The organism is Acidisoma sp. S159 (assembly GCF_009766125.1).
GTDB lineage: Bacteria > Pseudomonadota > Alphaproteobacteria > Acetobacterales > Acetobacteraceae > Acidisoma.
Genome location: NZ_LMUG01000096.1, coordinates 44,012 through 68,061, shown reverse-complemented (window position 1 = coordinate 68,061; position 24,050 = coordinate 44,012). Strand labels below are relative to the sequence as shown.

18 protein-coding genes are annotated in these 24,050 nt (G+C 55.9%); 8 read left to right on the top strand and 10 right to left on the bottom strand.

Translation table 11 applies throughout. The features are described 5' to 3' along the window. The first annotated feature begins 95 nt into the window (after positions 1-95). From GSQ92_RS28655 to GSQ92_RS28625, 7 genes are all read left to right on the top strand, one after another. Entirely contained in the window at positions 96-1,148 is a 1,053-nt protein-coding gene (locus GSQ92_RS28655; RefSeq protein ID WP_159014765.1) for a LacI family DNA-binding transcriptional regulator, read from the top strand. Positions 1,149-1,266: 118 nt separating this feature from the next. After that, the gene (locus GSQ92_RS28650) at positions 1,267-2,475 is read left to right on the top strand and encodes a Gfo/Idh/MocA family protein (RefSeq protein WP_159014764.1); all 1,209 of its coding nucleotides are present in this window, start codon (positions 1,267-1,269) and stop codon (positions 2,473-2,475) included. Then, positions 2,472-3,428: a sugar phosphate isomerase/epimerase gene (locus GSQ92_RS28645; RefSeq protein ID WP_159014763.1), complete on the top strand. Its 957-nt coding sequence runs from the start codon at positions 2,472-2,474 to the stop codon at positions 3,426-3,428. The genes GSQ92_RS28650 and GSQ92_RS28645 overlap by 4 nt, the downstream gene beginning before the upstream one ends. A gap of 86 nt (positions 3,429-3,514) precedes the next feature. Next, positions 3,515-4,741, top strand: a complete 1,227-nt coding sequence (locus GSQ92_RS28640) for a Gfo/Idh/MocA family protein (RefSeq protein ID WP_159014762.1) — start codon at positions 3,515-3,517, stop codon at positions 4,739-4,741. Between the two features lie 875 nt (positions 4,742-5,616). After that, complete coding sequence (locus GSQ92_RS28635) at positions 5,617-6,660, top strand: sugar ABC transporter substrate-binding protein (protein ID WP_159014761.1); 1,044 nt, start codon at positions 5,617-5,619, stop codon at positions 6,658-6,660. Between the two features lie 27 nt (positions 6,661-6,687). Next, on the top strand, positions 6,688-8,247 hold the full coding sequence (locus tag GSQ92_RS28630; protein ID WP_159014760.1) for a sugar ABC transporter ATP-binding protein: 1,560 nt from the start codon (positions 6,688-6,690) through the stop codon (positions 8,245-8,247). Beyond that, positions 8,240-9,271: an ABC transporter permease gene (locus GSQ92_RS28625; protein ID WP_159014759.1), complete on the top strand. Its 1,032-nt coding sequence runs from the start codon at positions 8,240-8,242 to the stop codon at positions 9,269-9,271. Before GSQ92_RS28630 ends, GSQ92_RS28625 begins: the two co-directional genes overlap by 8 nt. A 239-nt stretch (positions 9,272-9,510) precedes the next feature. Here the strand turns inward: GSQ92_RS28625 and iolG are convergent, their stop codons facing one another. The 7 genes from iolG to GSQ92_RS28590 form a co-directional block, all read right to left on the bottom strand. Next, the gene (gene iolG / locus GSQ92_RS28620; protein WP_216857013.1) at positions 9,511-10,572 is read right to left on the bottom strand and encodes an inositol 2-dehydrogenase; all 1,062 of its coding nucleotides are present in this window, start codon (positions 10,570-10,572) and stop codon (positions 9,511-9,513) included. Between the two features lie 662 nt (positions 10,573-11,234). After that, positions 11,235-11,525 carry a LacI family DNA-binding transcriptional regulator gene (locus GSQ92_RS28615; RefSeq protein WP_159014758.1) on the bottom strand — a complete coding sequence of 97 codons (291 nt, stop codon included), beginning with the start codon at positions 11,523-11,525 and terminating at the stop codon, positions 11,235-11,237. Positions 11,526-11,589: 64 nt separating this feature from the next. Next, a complete protein-coding gene (locus GSQ92_RS28610; RefSeq protein ID WP_159014757.1) occupies positions 11,590-12,690 on the bottom strand; it encodes an LLM class flavin-dependent oxidoreductase in 1,101 nt (366 codons plus the stop codon). 162 nt (positions 12,691-12,852) lie between these two features. Next, positions 12,853-13,920 (bottom strand): alcohol dehydrogenase catalytic domain-containing protein, encoded by a 1,068-nt coding sequence (locus GSQ92_RS28605; RefSeq protein ID WP_159014756.1) that lies wholly within the window; start codon positions 13,918-13,920, stop codon positions 12,853-12,855. A 1,057-nt stretch (positions 13,921-14,977) separates the two neighbouring features. After that, positions 14,978-16,156: a Xaa-Pro peptidase family protein gene (locus tag GSQ92_RS28600; protein ID WP_159014755.1), complete on the bottom strand. Its 1,179-nt coding sequence runs from the start codon at positions 16,154-16,156 to the stop codon at positions 14,978-14,980. Between the two features lie 256 nt (positions 16,157-16,412). After that, positions 16,413-17,552 (bottom strand): Gfo/Idh/MocA family protein, encoded by a 1,140-nt coding sequence (locus GSQ92_RS28595; protein ID WP_159014754.1) that lies wholly within the window; start codon positions 17,550-17,552, stop codon positions 16,413-16,415. Between the two features lie 566 nt (positions 17,553-18,118). Further along, on the bottom strand, positions 18,119-19,141 hold the full coding sequence (locus tag GSQ92_RS28590; protein ID WP_159014753.1) for a zinc-binding dehydrogenase: 1,023 nt from the start codon (positions 19,139-19,141) through the stop codon (positions 18,119-18,121). Positions 19,142-19,918: 777 nt separating this feature from the next. On the opposite strand from GSQ92_RS28590, the gene GSQ92_RS28585 reads away from it, so the two are divergent. After that, a complete protein-coding gene (locus GSQ92_RS28585; RefSeq protein ID WP_159014752.1) occupies positions 19,919-20,677 on the top strand; it encodes a GntR family transcriptional regulator in 759 nt (252 codons plus the stop codon). A gap of 218 nt (positions 20,678-20,895) precedes the next feature. Here GSQ92_RS28585 and GSQ92_RS28580 read toward each other — a convergent pair whose 3' ends face one another. From GSQ92_RS28580 to GSQ92_RS28570, 3 genes are all read right to left on the bottom strand, one after another. Further along, the gene (locus tag GSQ92_RS28580; RefSeq protein ID WP_159014751.1) at positions 20,896-21,654 is read right to left on the bottom strand and encodes an ATP-binding cassette domain-containing protein; all 759 of its coding nucleotides are present in this window, start codon (positions 21,652-21,654) and stop codon (positions 20,896-20,898) included. Next, complete coding sequence (locus GSQ92_RS28575; RefSeq protein ID WP_254066730.1) at positions 21,651-22,682, bottom strand: ABC transporter permease; 1,032 nt, start codon at positions 22,680-22,682, stop codon at positions 21,651-21,653. Before GSQ92_RS28575 ends, GSQ92_RS28580 begins: the two co-directional genes overlap by 4 nt. A 163-nt stretch (positions 22,683-22,845) precedes the next feature. After that, on the bottom strand, positions 22,846-23,967 hold the full coding sequence (locus tag GSQ92_RS28570) for a substrate-binding domain-containing protein (RefSeq protein WP_159014750.1): 1,122 nt from the start codon (positions 23,965-23,967) through the stop codon (positions 22,846-22,848). Positions 23,968-24,050 lie beyond the last annotated feature (83 nt).

Sequence of the window (24,050 nt, the reverse complement as noted above, 5' to 3'; positions counted from 1 at the left end):
GTATCGATAATTGGTGACTAAGGTGCTGTCAAGCTTGTTCTCGCGTGCCAAGCTGATTCCGAATACATTTGAAGCAGGGCGAATGAGGGGCTTGTATGGCTGAGAAATGGCACGGACGGTCGCCGACTCTGTCAGATGTGGCTCAACGGGCCGGAGTGTCGAGGTCGCTTGTTTCCCTTGCCATGCGTGGAGAGGGTGGCGTCTCAGAAGAAACACGAAAGAGAATCCAGAAGGCGGCGGAGGACGTCTCCTACAGGCCGAATGCTCTAGCCCGAAACCTTGCTTCCGGCAGCAGCCGATCCATTGGCGTAGTTGTTGGCAACATTCTGAACCCCTTCCATGCTTTGCTGTCGCAGCAGGTCGACATAATGGCTCGCGCTCAAGGGTATGACGTTCTTTTTTCCATCAACTCAATGAGTGACGAGGCCGTCCGCGAGACCGTAGACGTGCTTCGGACGCATCGTGTGGCGGGCGTTGTGCTAATTGGAACGCCAAGGGATCGCTCGGTTACGAAGGCCGTGGCTGAGCTGCTGCCTAGTGTATATCTCGGGGAGCACATCACAGACATAGAAGTCGACAGTGTGTGTACTGACGATAGTGAAGGAGCATTTCTCGTCGTCGAGCATTTGGTGAGTAGAGGTCACAAGCGCATTTCGCACGTTGACGGAGGAGAGGAAGCGGGGGTGGATCGCCGTCGAGAGGGCTATATTCTTGCGATGAAGCAACATGGCTTAAAGCCGAACATCGTGCCAGGGAGCCACAGCGTAGATGCAGGGGACACCGGCGTAGGAATTCTGCTCGGCAACCCGCCTCTGCCAACGGCAATCTTCGCCTCCAACGACCTGTCGGCGGTAGGCGTCATCAGTCGGCTTATACGCAACGATATAAAGGTGCCTGACGACGTTGCCGTCGTCGGCTACGATGACATGCCAATTGCGGGGACCGCTGTTCTTTCACTGACGACGGTGCGCCAGCCTGTAGCTGCAATCGCGCGACAAGCGCTGCAAGCCTTGATAAGGCGCATCCAGAAACCAAATGGCCCAATACAACGTGTTCTGATCCCGCCGCAGCTGATTTCCCGAAACTCCTCTGGTCTTAATCTACCTCTTGAGCAGGTTGAACGACGAGCGCATCGGGCGCCGCATTGACTGACGACTCCCCTTGAAAAGACAGTAAAGTTTACGCAGGCCTTGCTGCGTTCATCCGCAGCGGCTAGGAAGTTTGAAACAGCGCTCCGATGAACTGGAGCGCTCCAGGAGCTCGGCCATGACTGACCATGGTATCGCTATTATCGGCGCAGGTATGATCGGTGCTGCGCACGCATCTGGTTACCGCAGCCATATCCCTCGGTTTCTAGGCGTATGCCCCGGCCTCCAGCTACAGATCGTTTGCGATGCACGAGAGGAACTCGCGAGGGGGTTGGCAAAGACCTACGGCGTGCCGGAGACCGCGGCCGATTGGACGACAGTCATGTCGGACGAGCGAATCAAGATCGTGAGCGTCTGCGTTCCGAATTTTTTACACGCCGAAGTCGTCGCCGCTGCTCTTGCGGCGAGAAAGCACGTGATCTGCGAGAAGCCTCTTGCCCTCTCAGCAGCTGAAGCCCGACGTCTATATCTACAGGCTGAGCACGCAGGCGTGTCCGCCGCGACGGTCTTTAATTACCGCCGCTTTCCGGCGGTAACAGAGGTGAAGCGGCTCATAGAAGGCGGAGAGATTGGTCGACCCGTTCATCTGGCAATTCAGTATCAGTCAGATTACGCGGCTGATCCTTTGCTGCCCCACAGCTGGCGCTACGTGAAAGCTCTGGCGGGTCCAGGGGCGCTTCTAGATGTAGGGACGCACGCCATAGATGTCGCGCGCTATTTGTGCGGCGACATCGAGAAAGTGGTCGGCGCTTTGAAGACCACCACGATTTCCAGCCGAGGGGTCGCCCTCGCGGCGACAGCTGGGCATAGCCACGCGCCTCTCTCCGGCGAAATGCGCGCGGTCGATAATGATGATGTTACATCAGCACTTCTATTGTTTCAGAACGGCTGTCAGGGCACTTTCTCGGCGAGTCGTGTGGCCGTTGGTTTAGGCAATACGCTTTCTTTCATGGTAAGCGGTACAGAGGGCACTGTTCGGTTCAACTCTGCCGTGCCTGGGGAGTATCATATTGCTAAACGTGACGGGGTGCGCCCCGGCTCGTTTTCAGTCGTTGGCAATCGCCCTGCCTCACCGTTCATCTCCGAGTATCTGCCCGTTCCACATGACGGGGTCGCCGTCGGATATGCAGAGGTCTTCGGCTTCATGATCGCGGAATTCTTGGAATCGATCGCAACTGGTAAACCAATAAAAGGGGGAACTCTTTTTGACGGGGTGCAAGCCGTCAATGCTCTCGAAGCCATCCAGTTATCTGCTGAGGAGGGGAGGCCCATCATGCTCACGGAAGTTGAGCGAGCCGCGCACACCGGATCTGGGGCCTCAACATGAAGATTGGTCTCGTCGCCGACGGCCTCGCCAAGTTGTCCCGAACCGCTTGCCTTGACCGCATCGCAGAGATGAAAATGGCGTGTGTTGAATTCGGTACGGGATGTTGGTCTTCAGCACCGCATCTTCGTCTTGATGAGCTACTTGTGATCGCAACTGAGCGAGATAAGCTTCTCGGCGAGATAAGGGATCGTGACCTCGAGATTTCAGCGCTTAACTGCTCAGGCAACCCGCTTCACCCTGGAGAGAGCGGAATGTCTCACCAGCAGGTCACCCGCAAAACTATCGAGCTCGCGACGCTGCTCAGGGTCGATCGAGTGGTGATGATGTCGGGTCTCCCGGCGGCGCCAGGTGATAGCACACCAAATTGGATCACCACCTCGTGGCCACCCGAGACCACCTCGGTTCTCGAGTGGCAGTGGAAGGAGCGGGTAATCCCCTATTGGCAGGATTTAGTCCTGTTAGCCTCCCGTAGAGGCATCAAATTGTGCTTGGAGCAGCACGGAATGCAATGCGTATACAACAATGCAAGCTTCTTCCGTCTTAGGGAAGCAGTCGGGCCTACGATTGGGGTTAACTTCGATCCAAGCCATCTACTTTGGATGGGAGGCGATCCGGTTCGAGCTATCGAGGCTCTTGGGGAGTGCGTCTATCACGTGCATGGCAAAGATACACGTATTGAGCCCAAAGCAAAGGCTAACGGGCTTATCGATACAAGCCCCGTGACTCCAGTCGGGGCGCGTGCTTGGAACTATGTGACACTTGGCCACGGCGAATCGGTGAGATCTTGGCTCCGCATTGCCGAGACACTTAAGTCCGTCGGGTACGATGACGTCATAAGTATAGAGAATGAGGATTATCTTATTCCGGCTGAGGAGGCCATTCTTTCCTCGAACGCAGTGCTTCAGTTTTGCATTAGCACTCTTGAGAGCACTCGTCTGGAAGTGGGCTGTTGATCTTCCCAAGTTTCGTAGGATCAGCGTGAGACGACTCAGCACTTGCGACGCAGCTCGATCACCTCGCGGCCTCTGAAGGATCAATTATGTCAGTCGATGTGGGCCAGCCCAACCAGGAGGAGCTCCCCAAGAGATTGCCGCGCGCCACCCGCCGTCTGCGCCTAGGTTTCGTGGGCGGAGGCCGGGGCGCATTTATCGGCGAGGTTCATGCGATGGGGGCGCGGCTGTCAAACCGATGGGAGGTCGTGGCAGGGGCATTGTCTTCCGATCCGGAGACCGCGCGGCAGTCGGGCGCTGACTGGTTATTGCCGAGCGACCGGATCTATACGGACTATCGCGATATGGCAGCGGCCGAGCAAAAGCGCCTCGATGGCATTGATGCGGTGGCGATCACCACGCCGAACAACTCGCACCACGCGATAGCCTCTGCTTTCATGGAGCGGGGCATTGACGTCATCTGCGACAAGCCGCTGTGCAACACAGTTGAGCAGGCGCGCGATCTGGTCGAGCAGCAGAAACGCAGCGGTCTCGTCTTTGCCGTGACCTATGCCTATGCGTCGCATCCCATGGTGCGGCAAATCCGTGAGATGGTGCGGGCAGGTCGTGTCGGACAAATCAAGCAGATTCATGTCGAATACTTCCAAGAATGGGCACTTCAGCCACCTGCCCAATTTAGCAAGGGCGCCGAGTGGCGTCTTGACCCTGCGAAAGCCGGCGAGACCTTTACAACCGGCGACATCGGGACGCACGCGCATCATCTTGCCTGCTTCGCCTCGGGTCTTGAGATGACAGAGCTTCGAGCCGAATTTCACGTCACGGGCGCGCCGAAGCCACTCGAAGACACGGCCTTCATGCAGGTGCGGTTCCAAGGCGGGGTGCCCGGCACCTTGATGGTCTCCCAGGCTGCCGCCGGAACCCACTGCGGCCTACGTCTGCGCATTTTCGGTGAGGTTGCTGGAATCGAGTGGAACCAGGAAACGCCTGAGTATGTGCACTTCACTCCCGTGCAGGCTCCGGCCCAGACAATCATGCGTGGAGAAGGCGCTGACGTCGGTCGGGCGGCCGGGCGCCTCATTAGGATGCCGCGGGGCCACCCAGAGGCGCTGACGGACGCCTGGGCGAACATTTATACGGAGTTTGCGGTGGCAGTAGATGCAAGACGCAGCGGACGCATCCTCCCGGAGGGACTGATCGAAATGCCGACGGTTCTCGACGGAATGCGCGGCGTCGAGTTTGTCCAAGCCGCAGTACAATCGAACGACTTAGGAGGGGCATGGGTCCGAATCGCTGGTTTAGAAATGGGCGATCGCTAACTAATGTGGGGAGACGCTTTTGAGGGTTGCGACCTTTGCCGCAGGACATGGGGCATGTCCGGGCCATATCATTGCTTCCAATCCCCTCTTCATGCCTCACTTCGGCGGATTGACAAACCCCGTGTGAGAGAAACTGAAGGTGCCTAATCCGCAGATGTAGCGGCGTCTCGTTCGAGCGGACTGCCGGCACCGTCGCCCGGATACCGTCAACGTGTTCCGTGAGCCGATCGAACAACGTGATTTGTTCCGAGCATGAACCGCCCTTTGAGGGAACGTGCCACTTTCTTTGCGCTTCTTTCGGGTGTGGCTGATATACTTAAGAACCCGCTGCTGGCGAACTGATCGCTATGAAGAACTCGCAGTCTAAGCGGGCGCCTGTCTTTGCCTGAAATGCGAGCCGGCGCGCATTGTTAACCGAACGACTCGCACGCTGACTGCGATCGCGGAAAGGCTAACGCTTGCTGCCTATGGAATGCGCGCGGGAGACGAGCAGCGCGCGACCACCGGGTAACTGTGATGAGCCGACAACGCGCCAGTTCGTTGACGGCCGTCGCATCCTGGTCTGCCCCAAACTGTCTGCACGGAGGGTCCGCGGTTCCTGATGTGGGCGTTGGGCCGGCCAATGGCCATTGGGCCCAGAAGTCCAGGACACGATCCCGACCGCGGGGCTTGCCAGGGATGAACTGCGTCCCACTGCCCTTGGCAAAGTCAGAACATTGGCGGTTTACCGCATGGTGTTGAGGCGCTACCGTATACCTCTCGGAGATCAAGGCAGCGTTGTCGCTGTGTAATAACCTTGGCTTGGCGATACACGGCTAAGCTTGAGACTGTCGAGAGAGCGGTGCGGGAAGAGAATCTTCCCAAGGGAGGGGACAATGAAGATTTGGCCTTCGTCGTGGCTCCGCATTGTCGGCGCCACAGCAATAATAGCTTCTGGTCTCTGTTGCCAGGCAGGCGCTTCATCAACCGACGGTGCTCACAAACCCTTCATATTGGGCTATTCCGCCGGTTTCCTCACCGACCCTTTTCAGGCTCTGTTAGTCAATTTTATGATGCAGTCTGCGAAGGTGGCGGGGATCAAGACGTTACCTTTGACGAATGCGAATGGCGACGCCGGCAAACAGATAGCGGACGTTCACAACTTGATTTCCGAAGGTGCGCAAGGTCTGATCGTCGTGCCTACTGATAGTGAGGCAATTATCCCAGCCGTAAAATTCGCCGCTAAGCGTAAGGTGCCCGTGGTTGCGATCGACACCGGTCCGTCGGGAGGCAAGGTCGCCATGATTGTTCGTGCCGATAACTATCGGATGGCAGCGGAGGACTGCGAACTCTTGGGGAAGGCACTTGGCGGCAGGGGTTCAGTGCTGCTGCTGATGGGTGACCAAGCATCCTTGAATGGCCGCGATCGCGCGAACGGTTTCAGGGATTGTGTCAAGAAGGACTTTGGGGCAATCAAAATAAATGCTCAGCCAATGTATTGGAAGTCGGACAAATGTACATCCGCAGCTCAAACTGTGGTCTCGACGACCCCGGGCCTCGGCGCAATCTACATGAGCTCCGACGTCGTCTGCCTCGCGGGCGTGCTGAACGTACTCAAGAGCGCTGGCAAGCTCAAGAAGGCCGGAGTGCCCGGGCACATCTACCTGTATGGCATTGATGGCTCGCCCTTCGCTCTCACAAAGATCCGCGAGGGTTGGGTTGATGCAACTGTGTCACAACCGCTGGAGCTATATGTCAAATATGGCCTCCAATACTTGCAGGCTGCTGTTGACGGCAAAACCTTCTCGGCTGGGCCGACCGACCACGATAGCCATATCGTTGACTTCAACGGCAATTTAATGGATTTGCTTCCAGCGACCGTTGTGACCAAGGGAAACGTTGACAGTAAAAGTCTGTGGGGAAATGAGGTAAAGGAGTAAGGCTTACACGTGTAGCGGGTGATCGTAATGGCACGGCAGAATATCGGTCAACCCGCCGAGCGAGGGCCGGATACACCGGTGGCTGAGGCTATACGGGTGTCGAAGCAATTTGGAGCCAACCGGGTCCTGAGAGACGTCTCACTTAATCTTGCATCGACGGAATCACGCGCCCTTGTTGGACGTAACGGCGCGGGAAAGTCCACGCTTGTGAGTATTCTGACAGGACTGGTCTCACCTGACTCGGGACGGGTTCGCCTCGGTGGTAACGACGCGCCAAAGCTTGCCGACCGTGCCGGATGGCGCTCCGGGGTTGCATGCGTCTATCAGCGGTCTACGGTTGTGCCGGGGCTTACTGTTGCAGAAAATTTGATGTTAAACATGCAGCCCTCCATAGTAGGCAACTGGCTAAGTTGGTCAGCTACTAATCGCGCGGCACGGCGCGCGCTCGAGGACTGGGGACTTGAGATTGATGTCGAAGTCGAGGCATCACGGTTAAACGTTGAACAACGACAGGTCGTTGAAATAGCCCGTGCGCTACTGCAAGGGACTCGCTTTATCATTCTCGATGAGCCAACGGCCGAACTTGAGGGTCGCGAGGTTGCGCGGCTATTCGAACGGATCGTCCGCCTTCAGAAGAGTGGAGTGGCGTTCCTATATATTTCCCATCATCTCGAAGAGATTTACGAAATTTGCAACAGTGTCACCGTACTCCGAGACGGGGCGGTGGTCGCAGACGCACCGATATCCGAGATGTCCAGGGATGATGTAATCATCTCCATGGTTGGACGATCTATGGTAGCTCAGGCGAATACTGTTAGAATCCGAGATGGCAAGCGAGGTTGTGAGGGTCCTGTGGAGCCAGCAGTCCTTGAGGTCCAAAACCTCACGATTGCCGGTGCGGCAGAAGAAGTCAGTTTCGATCTGGTCAAAGGGGAGTGCGTCGGGCTGACTGGTCTCGCAAGCTCAGGAAAGGAGGAAGTGGCCGATGCAATCGCAGGGCTGACCAAGCTTCGATCCGGCAAGATCTTGATCGACGGCGAAGTAATAGGCAGCGGCGGCGTCATCAGCGCGCGCGATAAAGGGGTGGGGTATGTGCCTCGCGACAGACACGCCCGCGGGATCCTACCCCAAATGGCGCTATCGGAGAATTTGACCATAACCGTACAGCAGAAGCTGGGGTCGTGGGGTCTGGTATCAAGAAAGAGGCGCGATCGCCTGGCTAGGAGTATCATTGATGCCTTTGGCGTTGTTTCTTCCTCCTGTGAGCAGCCAATTGGAGAGCTCAGTGGGGGAAATCAGCAAAAGGCGATAACGGGGCGCGCACTAGCATCCGACCCGAAAGTCTTGGTTCTGAGCCATCCGACCCAGGGTGTGGACATTGCCTCGAAGGCAGCGCTTTTCGAGATAGTCGAAGGCGTACGGGCAAAAGGTACTGCCATCTTAGTCGTCACGGATGATCTTGACGAGCTGGTCATTTGCGACAGGGTGTTGACCATGTTCAGGGGCCGGATCGTCGCTGAATTTGGTGCCGAACGGCAGAATACCCAGATCGTTGCGGCTATGGAGGGACTCGGAGGAAATGAATAACGAAGTCCTTGATGAATTCGTAATACGATCGGCTGACAGAAAGCGAGGGCATAACACGTTAGTGCGTCATATCCGAGAACTGACTCTACTGCCCGCCATCCTGGTGCTTGTAATCATCGGCTCAACAGTAAGTAACGCCTTCTTGACGTCGGAAAACCTTCTCAACGTCCTGCAACAATCCTCGGAACTCTCGGTCTTGGTGATCGCAGAGTCTTTGATTTTGCTCACGGGTAAATTTGATCTGTCGCTAGAATCGACAGTAGGTCTGGCGCCGATGTTTGGCGCTTGGCTGATTGTAAAGGACACAGGGATAGGTGGATCCGGCCTAGGACTGAACGGGTATCTCGCGATCGTTGTCGTAATTGGCGTGGGTATCGTCGTGGGTATCGTGAACGGACTCTTGATTGCGAAGCTAAAGCTCAATGCCTTCATTGTTACACTAGCTATGCTGATCTTGCTGCGAGGAGTGACGCTCGGCTTGACCAGCGGGAAGACCCTTTTCGATCTACCCGATGAATTCAATTACATAGGATCGGCAACTCTGTTTAGCATTCCTCTTTCGATATGGATCGCGGGGGTCCTATACGTCGTGTTCGCCATGTTCTTGCGCTACCACCGTTTGGGACGAGCGCTCTACGCCATCGGAGGCAATGCTGAAGCGGCTCGTGTTGCGGGAATCCAAGTGGAGCGTGTGACGTTTGGCGTTTATATTGTGGGCGGTGCTCTGGCGGCTTTGGCCGGCCTCATGCTGACGGGTCGGATACAGTCGGTGGTCGCTAGCCAAGGCCAAAATATGATCTTCTACGTTTTTGCCGCTGCCGTGATCGGCGGAATTAGCCTCAACGGCGGCCGCGGTAGCCTAATCGGTGCTCTAACTGGCGTCGTGCTGCTCGGTGTTCTTCAGAACGTTCTTACTCTAGCGCAAATAGCGGCTTTCTGGATCGACGCTGCGTATGGAGCGATCATCCTCATCTCACTCATCCTCACGAGGTTGGCCGGCGGAGGTTCGATGCGGGATGCGTAGATGCGCTACCTATGATGTTCGGCCGGTGGTATTTCCGATGTTGAAAGAGATATCTGGTGGTGTCGGCTCGGGAGAGCGGTTATAGAAGTTGTACGTTGCCGCGGAAAGGCTTGTCACTCTGATCGCCAAACTGCCAAATTTGGTGTGGCCGGCAAGCGGAAGGGGCTCGCAACCGCCAACGCCGGTGGGCTTACAATCCAGTTGGTGAACTCGCTTTGCTCAAGTGCTTCATAACTACTTCAAGAGGGTATAACGACGGAAGATCCTGTTCGGGCCGACTGTTCAGCCGCATCGGCTAGCACTAAAGACATGAGGCCATCATACCCGCGAGTATCCGGCTGCCGGCCAGACGAAACGGCATCAACGAAAGCCTCGAGTTGAAGGCGATAAGCCTCATTGTATCGTTGGGGAAAATGCTCCGGGAGTTTCGATGATAAGAAGCCGGATCCATCGCCTAGACTTAGGCTGTTGACTGCAACGTTTTCTAAGGAAAGAGTCCCCTTGCTGCCGAACACCTCGATTCGCTGATCGAAGCCAGCCGCACATCTGCGACTATTTTGTATGCTGCAGGTTACTCCGCGTGTGGTCCAAAACGTAGCGGTGGCTGCATCGTAATCGCCCGCCTTTTCGATTTCCGGGTCAATTAGCGAGCTGCCTTTGGCAAAGACGCCAATTAATGGTTCGGGCAGCAGAAATCTGCACTGGTCGAGGTCATGGATCATCATGTCACGAAATATTCCGCCGGAACGCTTGATGTAGCTGATCGGCGGGGGAGCAGGATCGCGACTCACGATACGTATTTGCTCGACCTCACCGACAGCTCCATTGTGGACGGCATCACGAAGGGCACGATGGTGGGGGTCAAATCTCCTGTGGAACCCAATCGTGAAGGGGACTGAGCGCTCCTCGAGAACTGACAGACAATTCCTGACGTGGCTGATGTTCAAATCGATGGGCTTCTCGCAGAAAATCGCTTTGCCGGTTGGCGCGATTCGTCTCAAAATGTCGACATGGGTGTCCGTTGGCGAGCAGACAAAGACGGCTGAGACATCTGTATTCAGCAGCACATCTTCGATCAAAGGGACGGCACTCGCTCCGTGCAAAGATGCGAGCGCCTGTCCACTGTTCTGATTCGCATCGAACACAGTAACTAGCCTGCATGCTCGACTTCGGCGAATATTCTCAGCGTGCAGCGAACCGATGCGCCCCGCACCAATTAGTCCTATACCCAGCATCGCATCCTCCTTGTTAGAATAATCCTGACGTCCGAATTGACAATCCGGAAGCGCTTGATAGTTCATCCCCTGCCGTCGCTTTCTTCCCCAATCAGGCTGGGTAGAGCTTTCAAAAGTCGAAGCAGATCCTGAAGTAGAAGACCCACGATTTAGGTCGTCCCCATGAGTAGCACGTATCATCCTGTGACTTACACAAGACTGTTCGTCGTTTCCCGTTCGACAAGTTGGGCCGGGACGATCTTCAGTAGCCCACCTTGGCCTCCAGAAGCCGAGAGGTTGTTGTCGAGGTGTGCAATGCTTGAAGTGCCATTCTGTCACCATACGACTGAACAGTCGTTAAATTGATGCCCGGGCATGACGCCGAGGAAATGTCGTCGAAACCGGCAATGAGCCAATGAGCAGGTCACATGGCACTTTAAGCTTGAACTTCGAATTTGCAGTCTCGAGCCCGCCGATCACCATAAGATCGTTCGCACAGAAACTCGCATTCGACCGATCGCCACTCGAAAGCAAGGTTTGCACTACCTGTCTTCCGCCGTCGAAGGTTTAGTTTCCGAACTCAATTGCGGGGTCGATGTACCCTTCTTCGGCTAGCGTTCCGATATAGCCGGATTAGCCTATACTCACGATCGCGCACGGAAGCCGGCAGGACGGTCTTGTCGCGTTTTGAATCTTTGTTGAAAACTTATCGATGTTTGATCTATAGAACGGGCGAGTGAGCCCTCCGCTCACAACGGCACCGGCGAGGACTCGTTTGTCAACATTATGCGTTGAATGATACTAGGCCGATAACCAAGCTCATCTGCGGCTGCCGAGACCTCCTCGCGTCTTTTACTGGACACGCCGTCGCCCGTTGTAAAAGTCCGAGAAACCGCTTCTTGCAAGGCGCGGTCGAGCTTGATCACGTTGGTGAAAGCATGGATGTGTTGCCCGATCAACCGATTGACGACGGGCTTCTTCAATAGCGCGGCCATCTGCTCTGAAAGGTTTCTTCCGAAAGAGGGGAGGGCGCCGCTCAAGCTTCCGTGTAAGGCGCCGTTCGGAGGCAGCTGGATGCTTGTTCTCCCCTGCCGCTGCCGGGAATCACTCCGCGGCCATTGTTGCAATATGCTGGTTCAATCGCGGCATCACCTCTTCAGAGATCAACCGCATTGACTCGCGGTGAAGCGTCGCGTCGTCCCAATCCTTGTGCGCCACGAGTAAAGTGCCGAATACACCAATTTCGTCCACCAGCGTGATCAGCCCTTCCAGCACCCGGCGAGGGCTCCCTGAGATTACAAGGTCCTTCAACATATTAGGGACCGTCAGCCCATCATCGGTCATCGTGCCGGCCGACTTCAGGATCTTTGTCATGTTGAAAGTCGCTAGGTTGTCTCGAAGATATTTGTAGTGCCAGCCGGGACTACAGGTCTCATTGGAGAGATAAGCGGCAGCATCGGCGTCGGTCCGAGTACAAATAATGCTCCGAACGACGCGCCAATTAGCCCGCTCCGAACGGACCCCGGCCTCCGCAGCACCTTCGGTATAGGCTCTCCAATGGGATCGCACCTGGCTACCTGGCGTGAAGTGCGCAGAAACTAGGCCCCAGCCGCGCTGGCCGGCCAGTCGCGCCGTGCTGGAATTCGGGCTCATCGCCGACACTGCAATGGGCGGAAATGGCTTCTGATAGGGTTTATGCATCGGACCTATGCCGAGATGATCATGCACCTGCTTCTCAATTACCACTTTCCAGTATTTCCCGTGGATCCTGTAGGGGGGATCAGATCGCCAGATTGCGTGGATCATATCGATACTCTCCACCATCATTTCTCCGCGATCTTTTTCAGATGTCTCGAATAGCTCATAGTCTGAGCCGAGCCCCCCCGGCCCAATTCCCATGATGAACCGACCCTCAACGAGATGATCGAACTGCGCGACATTCCCTGCAACCTGGGCGGGATGGTGTTGCGGCAGATTTATCACGCCGCTGCCGAACTTTATGCGGTTCGTCATAGCCGCCGCCATAGCCATAAACTGGAGTGGATCTGCTATCGGCTCGGTCTTGCAGGAGTAATGCTCTCCGACCCAGGCCTCGTCGTAGCCGAGACGGTCAGCTAGTACGATTGCGTCGCGGTCTTCTTTCAAGATTGCGGTGAAATCTCGATCGGGGCTGTGAAGGGGCATCATGAAGAGGCCAAGTTGCATCTCGTAATCTCCTCGTTGAGCACTCCGGCAGTGTTTGCCATGCTCTTCATTGGTCTGGATGGAAGTCACTTAGTGACCCACCCGGTTTCGCCCCGCCATTAATCGAAGAAGAACCGCGGCACCGTGACCGTGCGTTCCCTCAGAGGCGGCATTGCCCCGCATCTAACTCATCCTCACAAGGACCTTCATTTCATTGCCGGCTGGATCGAGCAGCCTCTTGAAGCCGTGTTCCACGATCAGGTCAGCGGGAATCTGGCTCGTGACAATTTTCTGAATGGGGAAGACACCGCGCTCAATCATTCCAATGATTCGAGGCCAGATCGTAATTGGGTATCCCCACGTGGCCTCAATCGAGAGATCTTTTTGTGCCCATAAGGCGGGGTCGACAAGCGCCTTCCTCACGTGAAGACCCACCTGGGCGACCGTTCCATGATTGCGAACGGCCCCGCAACAGGCGTTCAGGCCGGCTTCAGTGCCCGAGCATTCGACGGCAGAGTCTACACCGACCCCATCTTCGGTTTGCTCACGTAGCAGTTCAACCATGTCATCGCTTTTGGGGTCAATCACCATCGTTGTCACTCCAAGCGCCTCAATTTGCTTGCGTCGCTGTTGGTTGGGCTCGCTTACAAAGATCTTCGAAGCGCCAAGTGCTGCAGACGCCAGTGCGGATAGTGCGCCAATCGGGCCGCCACCGGTAATGAGGACGGAGCTGCCCCCATGTACTTTCGCGCGCTCGACAGCGTTCAATGCTACTGCTGCCGGCTCAACAAGCGCTCCCTGTTGATCGTTTACCGAGTCAGGCAATTTATTGACGTTGTAGTCATTCACGATTGCATACTCGCCCAAGCCACCCCACGGATAATTTAGGCCTGCGGTGGCCATCCTTGGGCTCAAGTGGTTGAGACCGCGTCGGCTGTAGTAGTCATCCATGGGCATGATCAAGGGCTGAATTGAGACGCGATCGCCTTCGCGAACGTGGGTCACCTCCCGCCCGACCTCCGTCACCGTCGCCGAAAACTCGTGGCCGAGAATTTGAGGCAAGACTGCGCCGGTGAAGGGATGCTTATGAAGCGGAGTATGTATAGGGCCAGCCGTGTATTCGTGAAGGTCCGTGCCACATATTCCGCAAACCAGTGGTTTGACAACCACTTGCTTCCTTCCTGGCGCTCCCGGGGGAGGGGCCTCCTCTACTCGGATGTCTTCTTTCCCGTGAAACCGCACCGCCTTCATTCTCGCATTCCTTAATTGGATCTAAGTCGTCGCACGCCTTTTTCTGGCATTCGTTCACTGTGTTGTCTGCTTTCCGCCAAGACCACGGCCTGGTGGGCCAGATTGGGGAACGTGGCGAGCCAAGCCAATGTGTCCGGCTATACTGATTTGCATAGTTCAAAGGTTGCGCCCACCTGCGTCGAGGTGTTGGCGACACCGCCGCCAAGCTTCGCGCATTTTGAAGAAGATCATCGTAAGGTTCTCCCCTAGACAGGCGGACGTCGCTGACGCGGGATCTAATGCCATCCCGGTACCCGACACCGCCCGTAGAGTTCGGGGGGCGGCTTAGCAACCAAATTCCGCCGCAGCTCACAGAACCACTCGCCATCGATAGCGGCTTAGGGGAATCTTCAACGCTGCAGTACTGATCGTGTCCGGAAATATAGCCCCCAAATTGCTCTTGTCGCCGGTTGTCGTTCGCCGGTCGTGTGTCGACAACGCTACGCTTAGGCGATCTGACCCGTCAAGGCGTAGCTGACTGCAAAAGCCATGCGCCTGCGGAAGATTGCTTTAGTTACCGCTAACCACCGTGATTCATCTCTTGAATATCGCGATCCGACGCTTAAGCGGCCAACGGTTTTATGTCGATGATTTCAAAATCAACTGGATGGCGCCGAAAGTTCGGCTCAAGGCGATTTGAGCCGCGCTGCGCCGGGCGAAACATCATCACTTTCCGCCCGCACCGTCGTCGGGTTTACGCGGCGCCATTGGATAGCGTCAGAAGGCCAAATTCGATCTGTAGCCTCGTAGGAGTGAGACAATCAGTCTGCTCGGTCCCCTACTCGAGAAGTTGCCGCGACCCCACGCCCATGCATCCTCGGCTCGTTGGACCTTCACGGGCCCAGCTTAGTTTCAAATTTCAATGTCTAATCTTGAGCTGGGTGATCGATGAAATCTCAGCCCCTCATCTCTCGAAGGTTACCTTAGGCTGGCACGAGTTCCGCTGATCCAGCGTAACTCAACCTTCTCACCGTTGGGCGTAACATTTCACGGGCATCCAGATCGGAGGCGGAGCCCGTCATGGCAACGCGCGGTTCCACTCCCGACCGTAGTCGCCAAAGGCCTCCCATCCTTCGTTTGTTACCGCCACTGTGTCCTCCAGTTTTATAAATCCTCGACGGGGATGCGACAGCGTGGTCTCAATAGAGATCACCATCCCAGCGACGAGCGGCTTGTTGGCGTGGTGAGCGGGGTATGGCACTGGGCTCCGATCACTGAGCCACGGCGCCTCGTGCCCGACGATTCCCATGCCATGTGCTACAAAATCGAGCTGATCGCGGTATGGTGAACGCGCGAGGATCGCCTCTGGCCCGGCATAAATGTCGCCTCCTTTTACGCCGGGCCGAATCGGTCTTCGGGCGGCTTGCTGGACCTCATCGACATGGGCGAGCAGGTCGACAAGCTCCTCGTCCGGTACACCGGGAAACCCCATTCGGCAGAGATCGCCGATATAGCCCCTGTCATTCCCTCCAGAATCAAGCGCAAGTACTTCCCCTTTTTGCCATATCTGCGCCGAAGGGGCCCGATTGAAGGACCTTCCAATGTTTACGAGACCATATTCGAAGTGCAACCCGCGAGCGGTCTCTTCTTTCTTCAAGGTCGCGATGATCTCACCTTTCGTTGAGCCTACCCGGTGCTGGGCGAAGGTAGCAATCATCGCGTCGACGACCTTCTCAGACGCGTCGCGAAGGATTGCAAGCTCAATAGGCGTCTTGACTGCGCGGAGCATTTCAAGCGTCAGATTCGCATTGACAATTTGCGATTCGGGCAGGCCGTCTTTCAGCGTGGCAAAAGCTGTATGAGGCAGGAAGTCCATTTCGACGCCTAAACGTCGAACGGACTGGCCGAGACGTTTGAGATGAGTAACAGCGGTTGCAGCGTATTGCTCCACCGTCATGTTCCCGAAATGGAGTTCGGGCATCCAGAACTTGCCGAGCTCCTCCTCATACTTCTCCATTGGACTGCCGACATAGGAGGCATCCTCTGGGCGACCTTTTACATATATCAGAATTGGCAAATAGCGACTCAGTCCGTGTGCGTCCGCGAAGCTATAAAAGAAGAAGCGATAGCCGCCGAGCATGTACTGGATGTTGTGCTTTGAGGTAATAAGCACCGCATCGAGGTTATCTTCCTCCATCAAGGAATCGAGACGTTTGGTGTCGAACGGCACTCCAATTGGGATAGTAGACTTCGACATTATGGCTTCCTGAGAATCGTTGTAGCATTAGGTCTGATGCTTGAAGCTTGGTCCCCTGAAGCTTAGGGGTTCTTGAGCAAAAGATTACATCTTGAGCGCGACCCAAAATCGGCCAATAGATTGGAGCCCGCGACCCTCTCGATCATCTGCAGAAGCTTTTCTGAAGGTGACGTAATGACCGCGTGGTCCTGAGCGAACACGAGCCTGGGGCCCATTCGCTCGTCAGCTCTTCCCGGCGGTAAATTGCGGCGGGATCTCATCCTGGTTCTTCTGCCGATCGGAACAGCACATCTTCATTGCGCCCATTTTCACCCGAACGGATAATTGCATCGACAATTTCGGCGACCCTGTAACCGTCTTCGAAAGTTGCGCCCAGTGGGGCGCACTGCGCGCCGTCTATTGCTGCGAGCATATGGTAGGCTTGGTGAGAAAAACAGTCGCGCCAGCCAATGGCGAAGGAACCCTGAATTCCGACCGGGAGCCAGAAGTCGCTGTACGGATGTTCTGGGGAAACGACCATAATCCGGCGCGGACCCTTTCCGGGTTCAGATAAATAGAGTTCACTTAGCCGCTCCATTTCCCACCGAAGCGTGCCGCGTGTACCATCAACCTCAATGCGGCCCGTCAGTTGATGGCCTTCGGCTACTCTTGAAGCCTCAAAGCTTGCGGTCGCGCCGTTCTCGAGCTCCGCGCCGGCGAGAAACCAATCGTCATTAACGTCCTGAAGCAGTCCATTTTTGTCCTTGCTCCAGGTTCTGGTGATAGCTTGAACCCGGCGCACCTCACCGACGAGGAAGCGAGCTTGATCAATGTGATGTGAACCGAGGTCACCGGTGGCCCCGCCGCCCGCACGACCCGTGCTATAGCGCCACGATATACTTTGGTCGGAATGCTGCATGTCCATCAGGAAGTTACTGCGAAAATGACGGACCGTTCCGACCTCGCCGCTCGCGATCATCTGGCGCATCAATTGCAGCGCAGGGACGAAACGATGGACGAAGGCGCACATGTGTACAACCCCCGCCTCCTCTGCAGCCGCCCAGATTTGGTGTGCCTCATTGGCGTTGCGGCCCAATGGCTTTTCCGAGAACAGGTGTTTTCCCCGCTTCGCTGCGGCAATAGTAGGTGCGGCGTGAATGTCGTTAGGCCCAGCGTTTATGAACAACTGCACGTCCGGATGTTCGATAGCAGCGTTCCAATCTTCCGCAACTTCTTCCCAATCGTATCGGCGCCGCAACTCTTCCGCAAGGCCCGTGTTGGTATCGGCGAGCGTGATTAGTCGAGCCTTTCTCTGGGGCTTAGTTTTTGCGCGATGCACGGTGCCATAGCTAAGCGAGTGCATCTCGCCCATAAATCCAGCCCCGAGCATGCTTATCCCGATCATCTTTTTTACCATCAGCTATTCGAGGGATAGGAAGAAGGTGTTAGAGAAGTCTATGCGAGAGCAATTGGGCGTTGAATTACTTTACAGCTAGCAGGAAACAGAAGCGCGCCGAGATTTGAGGTTCAAGCGGAAGGATTATCTAAGACTTGGCACATCATTAGCGACGGCGCGGAATTAAGCGGTTCTCATTTTGTGCGCCGCGGCTCCGGCACTTTCGACGTCGCACTCTACCGGTCCAATCGATGACTCTGATATCCAGTGGCGACACCCTATGCGCGGCCGCTGTTATGCGCTCCTTTCGTCTAGGCTGCCAGTAGTCCGTCGTCTGTCAACAAGCAAAATTGCTCTGCTTTGTTCGTAAAGTCAACTCTCTGGCGGGTCTGAGCCGAAATTTTCCGCGACCTGCTATACCTTCCCTGTCATCAGCTAAATTGCCGACTTATATGACTAAGAGCGAGTTTGCGGCGGGCGGCTTTCGCCGGCGCGTGTGCCATCCGCCCAACCTGGCTCGCTGCAGCGATATACTCGTCGCGCTGATTCCCCTTAAGCTCGTGACGGCGGTCATATCTACAAAAGAATCAAGCCCGAGCATGGGGTGTAAGGAGAATCTTGACGGATTGAGCCGCGTTGGAAAGGTCTGAGAAAGCATTAATGGCCTCGTCTAACGGGCGCACCGCCGTGGTAAACCTGTCGACTGCCATTCCTCCGCTTGCGATCAGACGGATTGCCTGTTGGAATTCGTCTGCGTATATAAAGGATCCACAAATATCGATCTCTTTAAAAATAAGGTCAGTGGCGCGAAAGCTATTCGGCGTCTGCGCGAGGCCGATGATTGTAAGTCGCCCGTGTGGCCGAAGAACTCTCACTGCGGCATCCACGACCGTCGGGGAACCAACACAATCGAAAGCGAACCCAGGTCCATCTACCGGCTCTCGAAACGCTTCAGAAAGACCGATATCATCCGGGCTGAGGGCTCGGTCGGCGCCAGCGATCACTGCGACGTTCCGTCTAAATGCGCTTGGTTCTATAACCGTTATTAAACCTGCACCAGCTTTGCGGAGGACAGCTATGACCAGCAAGCCAATTGGTCCTGCGCCGTAGACGATGGCATCGTCGCCGATTTGGATGAGGGATCGCCTGACAGCTCTCATTGCGACTGCCATGGGCTCTACCCAGCTGCCCTGTTTCCCGCTCATTCCCGCAGGTAACAGGTGAATGGTCCGGGCATTAACCGCTACGAACTCTGCCATTCCTCCGGGCGTTGCCGCGCCTACCGAGTTGGTGAGTATTTGAGGGCAAAGATTGACCTGCCCATTGCGACAGCTGAAGCAGTGCCCGCAATACGCGCCATTCGGATTTACACACACACGATCGCCGATCTTCCACCCGGCTACGTCATGCGCTGCCTGGACAATCTTACCTGAGAACTCGTGTCCCATAACAATGCCGGTGCGGTATATGCTTGAGGTAGCGGCATGGAGATCGCTGCCGCAGATTCCGCAATGATCCACCTCAAGTAAGACCTCACCCTCCTTTGGAGAGGGGTAGGGGATATCACGAAGCTCAGGTTTTCTTTCGTTCGAAAGAACGACAGCCTTCATATGGACCGCTCCCATTTCATACCGTAATCTGGCCCGCGAAATGATAGATGATATGCTCCATCAAGAGAATCGGGAAGACTTCTCCGCCGACTTCCCCACTTATCGAGTATCGGTCATGCTATCTGAGGGCAGAAATCGGTGCAAGTGCATTCGACTTTGATTTCACAAGAGTAAACTTCGCTGCTACCTTTTTCGCGAACCGATGGCTCGCTAGACACAGATCGGCCGCATGAAACGCCTGGCCTAATCCTGCCTCATACACGTAATGAGGCCTACTCCCTCAGGGTCGAGTGACTGACGGTGCTACCCCGCCTCCGAAGTCGAGCAGCCTCAATGGACATCTGCCCACGTACCGCTTCCTTTCTCTCTCGCGGCCGGTCGAGATTGGGCGCAGGGGCTCACCACGTCCACTGTCGACAGGAGGCAAATCCTAGGGCATAGAACTCAACTGGTTCGCTTACTTGGTTGGGAGCCGTGGGAGTGTTTTGAGGACGCCTTCGTGCGGCGCTGATGGTGATGGGGAACTTCCGGCGTCTTATTGAGCAAATTGCTCGCATTGCGCGAGCCCGTGCCGTTTTCGTTCTTCAGACAGGACTTTTGAGCGTCGAGCGCAGTGGCTCACTGATGGCACGTTGTCGGAATCGTTGCATGAGTTCCCGTCGGGCCGGAGCTGCGGTGGCCTGCTCAGCGCCTGTCAGACCGATTGGCGCGCCGCATATCAAAGTTAATAGTCAGTATCATAGCACAAGACGGAGCGGAGCCCATATGACTAAACCTATGCCGATCGTTCACAAAGAGCCTTCGGGGTTGCCCGAGCTCAGGGAGCGGCAGCCGACCTGGGCGCACATCACACGCAGCGCGACCGTATCGACACAGACATATCTGCGCATAAAGCAGATGATCATCTCGTGCGAGCTCGCGCCGGGCACCGGCGTTAATGAGATCGACATCTCACGAAGGCTCGGAATAAGCCGCTCGCCGTTGAGGGAGGCGTTCCGTCGCCTTGAAGAAGAGGCTTTTATGGAGACATCTGGTGGGCGCGCGCTACGAGTCGCCAACATAACGCCGCGGGGCGTATCGGAGCTTTACGATGTTCGATGCGCGCTCGAGGCGTTTGCTGCAGGTCGAGCCGAGGATATCGATCCGCGCCTCATACAGATGGTGGAGGCGAAGTTGAAGCTCATTGCGAAGGATCTTGCGCGAGGAAAGGTTCAATCGTTCAACGATGCAGATTTTGAGTTCCACGATCTTTACGTTCGGCGTTATGGAAACGCGACGCTCGCAGCGCAGCTAGTCGGGCTGCGTGATCATCTTGTTAGAATATGGCACTTCGCCGGGTCTCATCTCGACCACACTAAACTCTCGTACGAGGAACATCTCGACATACTGGCGGCGATCCGCTCGGGTAAGGCGAGCCGCCTACAGGCAGAGGTCACTAGGCATATCCTCGCGGTTGGAAAGCGGGTTACTGGTTTTGTAGAGGAAGTTAGCGATAAGTCCACGGAAGCCCGACGAGGAAGTCTATTGAAGTCTTAGAGTCGATTCCTTGGTCTCACTGGTGGCCGCCCGATCGACGATTTCGGCTCGAAGGCCAGGCCGAGGACTCCTTGCTCAATTGGTAACCTGCCGGATGCGCTTAGCGGTTTGCGCCAGCAGTAGCTGCCGCAAACCGGTGCTAATATTCTTCAATTCGTCCCGGTTGATGGCGCCGCTGGCGGTGTCGTCGATCTCATTAGGAAAGGCAACCCGACCTTTCAGAGGCGAGTCGCCAGCACCGCCGCGATTAGAGACTCGGACGTGTGTCCTGCAATTCGGCCTTCCTCCGCTATCTCACCACCACGCACAATGTAGAAGCGTTCGCAAAGATCAATAACGTGGCCATAGTTGTGAAGTATGACGATTACTGACACGCCCGCGGCGCGAAGGTTCCTTACCACGTCGATGACGATCCGCGCTTCGCGCACTCCGACGGCAGCAAGCGGCTCGTCCAACAGCAACACCCGCGCGTTAGTTTGGACGACCCGTGCAATTGCGACGGCCGCACGCTGGCCGCCTGACAGCGAGCCCACCGGCTGATCTAGACTTGGAAGCCTTACGCCGACCCGCTCGATGAGGCTTTCAGCCTCCCGGCGCATGGCTCTTCGTCGGAGCACTTTAAGCGGACCGTTGGTTGTGGACTCCCTGTTTAGAAATATATTCTGAACGATCGACAATTGGTCGACAAGTGCGAGGTCCTGGTAAATGATGTCGATTCCGAGTGACCGAGCGTGCTGGACATCCCGGAAGCGGACAACTTCGCCGTCCAATCGCACGGTCCCTGAGTCAGGCTGCATAAAACCCGTAAGGATCTTGAGCAGAGTTGATTTGCCGGCTCCGTTGTCGCCCAGGAGTCCAAGTACTTCGCCCGAGCGAAGCTCCATCGAGAGCCCGTTAAGCGCGACGACCGGACCAAATTGCTTGACGATCCCCTCTGCCCTAAGGAGCGGAGTCGGGTCTGGCAATAAACCGGTCACCCTCGCTTCCTTCCAAGTAGTTGCCTGCTCAAGGTTACGTTTAGGATCATCACAGAGAGAACTGCGATACCAAGAATGAGGGAGAACGCGTTCGCGTTTACCCCCTGCAGGCTGAGCCCATCCTGAAGCAACGCGAGTACGGCTGCGCCGATGAAAGCGCCGATTACGGTGCCGAAACCGCCCGCGAGGGCGGTCCCGCCTATGACGACTGCAGAAATTGCGGAGAACATGATTGCAGAACCACCAGCTAGTGGATCAGTGATGTTAACCGTAACAGAGTCAAGAATTCCGGCGAAGCCTGCAACCGCCGCTGGCATTATGAAATTCCCAATTTTTATTCGCGCTACTTTGATCCCCGCTTCCTTCGAGGTCTCGTAATTGCCGCCGATCGCGACGCAATACAGACCCCACCGCATATGCCTGAGTATGAAGTGAAATATTGCTAGTGCTGCTACTGCCCAGAGGATGAGCGACCAGTTCTGGCCGAATACCATGGCATACATACCCGTCCCAGGGGTAGGCACGGGCTCCGCGTTAGATATGATCAAAGTCAACCCATTGATGCCGAAAAAGGTGCCGAGGGTGGTCACGAAGGAAGGCACTCCGATATATACGGTCACCACGCCATTAATAACGCCAACCATGCTCACCATAGCTACGGCGAGCACATCGGCCAGTATAAGCGGTATGCCAGCCTGTTGACCAAAATGTACGAGGAAAGGTGCCAGAGCAAATGTCTGGCCGACCGACAGATCAATCTCGCCACCGGCGATCAGTAAGACCATGGGGCAGGCTAGCATAGCGATCGGTGCCATGATCTGCGACAAGTTGAGCAGGTTGGCACCCGACAGGAGCTTTCCTGTCACAATCTGAAAATAGGCACCGAGACAAAGAGCGACGAGCAAAAGACTCAGTTCGCGATATCGGAACAGAAACTCACCGAAGCTTCTTCTGTGAGGGTTCTTGATACGGCGTGCCCCCACCGTTGGCTGATGTGCCAATATACCTGCCCGAGGGTCGTTGGCCACAGATCCTATTATCCTTGGACAAGGGGTAAGAGGTGGCCTGCCGGCAGCAGACGCACCGCGACTATACCAGTGCTTTCGATGATAAGCTCAACGACACTTTTGGAATTTCTGTCTTGATGGCAGCCGTAACGTTGCTTCATGATACAAATCCGAAGGCCCTGCGTCATTCCGGCTGAGGTGGAAAAGAACGACCGATAACGGGCTTACTCATGGGCAGTACTGCCTCAGCCGCCGTGTTACCAATGAACCTAGATGGACGGTCTAGATATTTAGCTATATTAGCTTTCGTTACGAGAAGCGGACCCGTCCCGATGGGGGCGGCTCCCTCCATCGCGCCCGAAAGCTTGATGAAAAACAGCTGCATGAAAGCGTAAAAGCCTTCGAAATAAGGTTGCTGATCGAACGTGAACTGTAGAATATCGTCGGCTATCGCCTGGTTTGTGACAGAGTATATATCGGTCGTAGAGCCGAAGATCCCTTTCTTGCGGAGGTCATATTTTCGTATCGCTTCCGCGACCCCGACGCCGGAGCCAAGGTCGACACCGAACATTCCGCGCACCTCGGGATGACCTAGGTAATATGCCTTCGCATTAGCGACCTGACTGGCGAAGGTGGTGCCCGTCGCGACAATATCGTACTTTATATCTCGGCCAGACGCCTTTATGGCGTGAACGGCTCCGTCTACTCTGGGCTGAAGGCTCAACGCCCCGGGCGTCGATATCATGATCGCGATTCGACCGGAGTCGATGTACTTCAAAATCTGCTGGCCGATCGCGACACCAAGCGTGTACTGGTTCTGGCCGACGTAGCTTAGCCTTCGATTGGCAGAGGCTGGCGTGACATCGGAGTTGAATGAAATCACCGGTATGCCTGCTTCAAGCGCGCGTGTAGTGGGATCATTGAACGCATTGTCGTCAACCATGGCAACCGCTATCCCGTCAACGTCGGCTGCTATGGCGCTGTTCATGGTTTGAACCATGGCTGGAACGACCGATTCCGTTGATGTCCCGAGCCACTGATAATCGCACCCCAGGAGATTCGCCGCGTCGGCAAGTCCGTAACGGGTCGGCACAAAGAAAGGGTTCGTCGCCGCTTGCGAAATGAAGGTGAAGGTCCATCGAGGATTGCCAAACGCAGTTGAAGCGGCACCGGCGCCCCACGCCGCCCGTATGAGCTCGGGCAGGGTAGCCGCGCCCCCGCCGACGATCGCGGCGTTCAAGACCGTCCGCCGCGCGTAGCGACTCTTGTTGTCCTGTCCGGAAGAGCCTTCGAATGGCTTCTGCATAGAAACGATTCCCCCGTCTTGATTTCGCCGCCGGTCTTCGGTCGCCGGTCGGTTGTCGACAGACCTTAGGCTGTAGCTGTTTC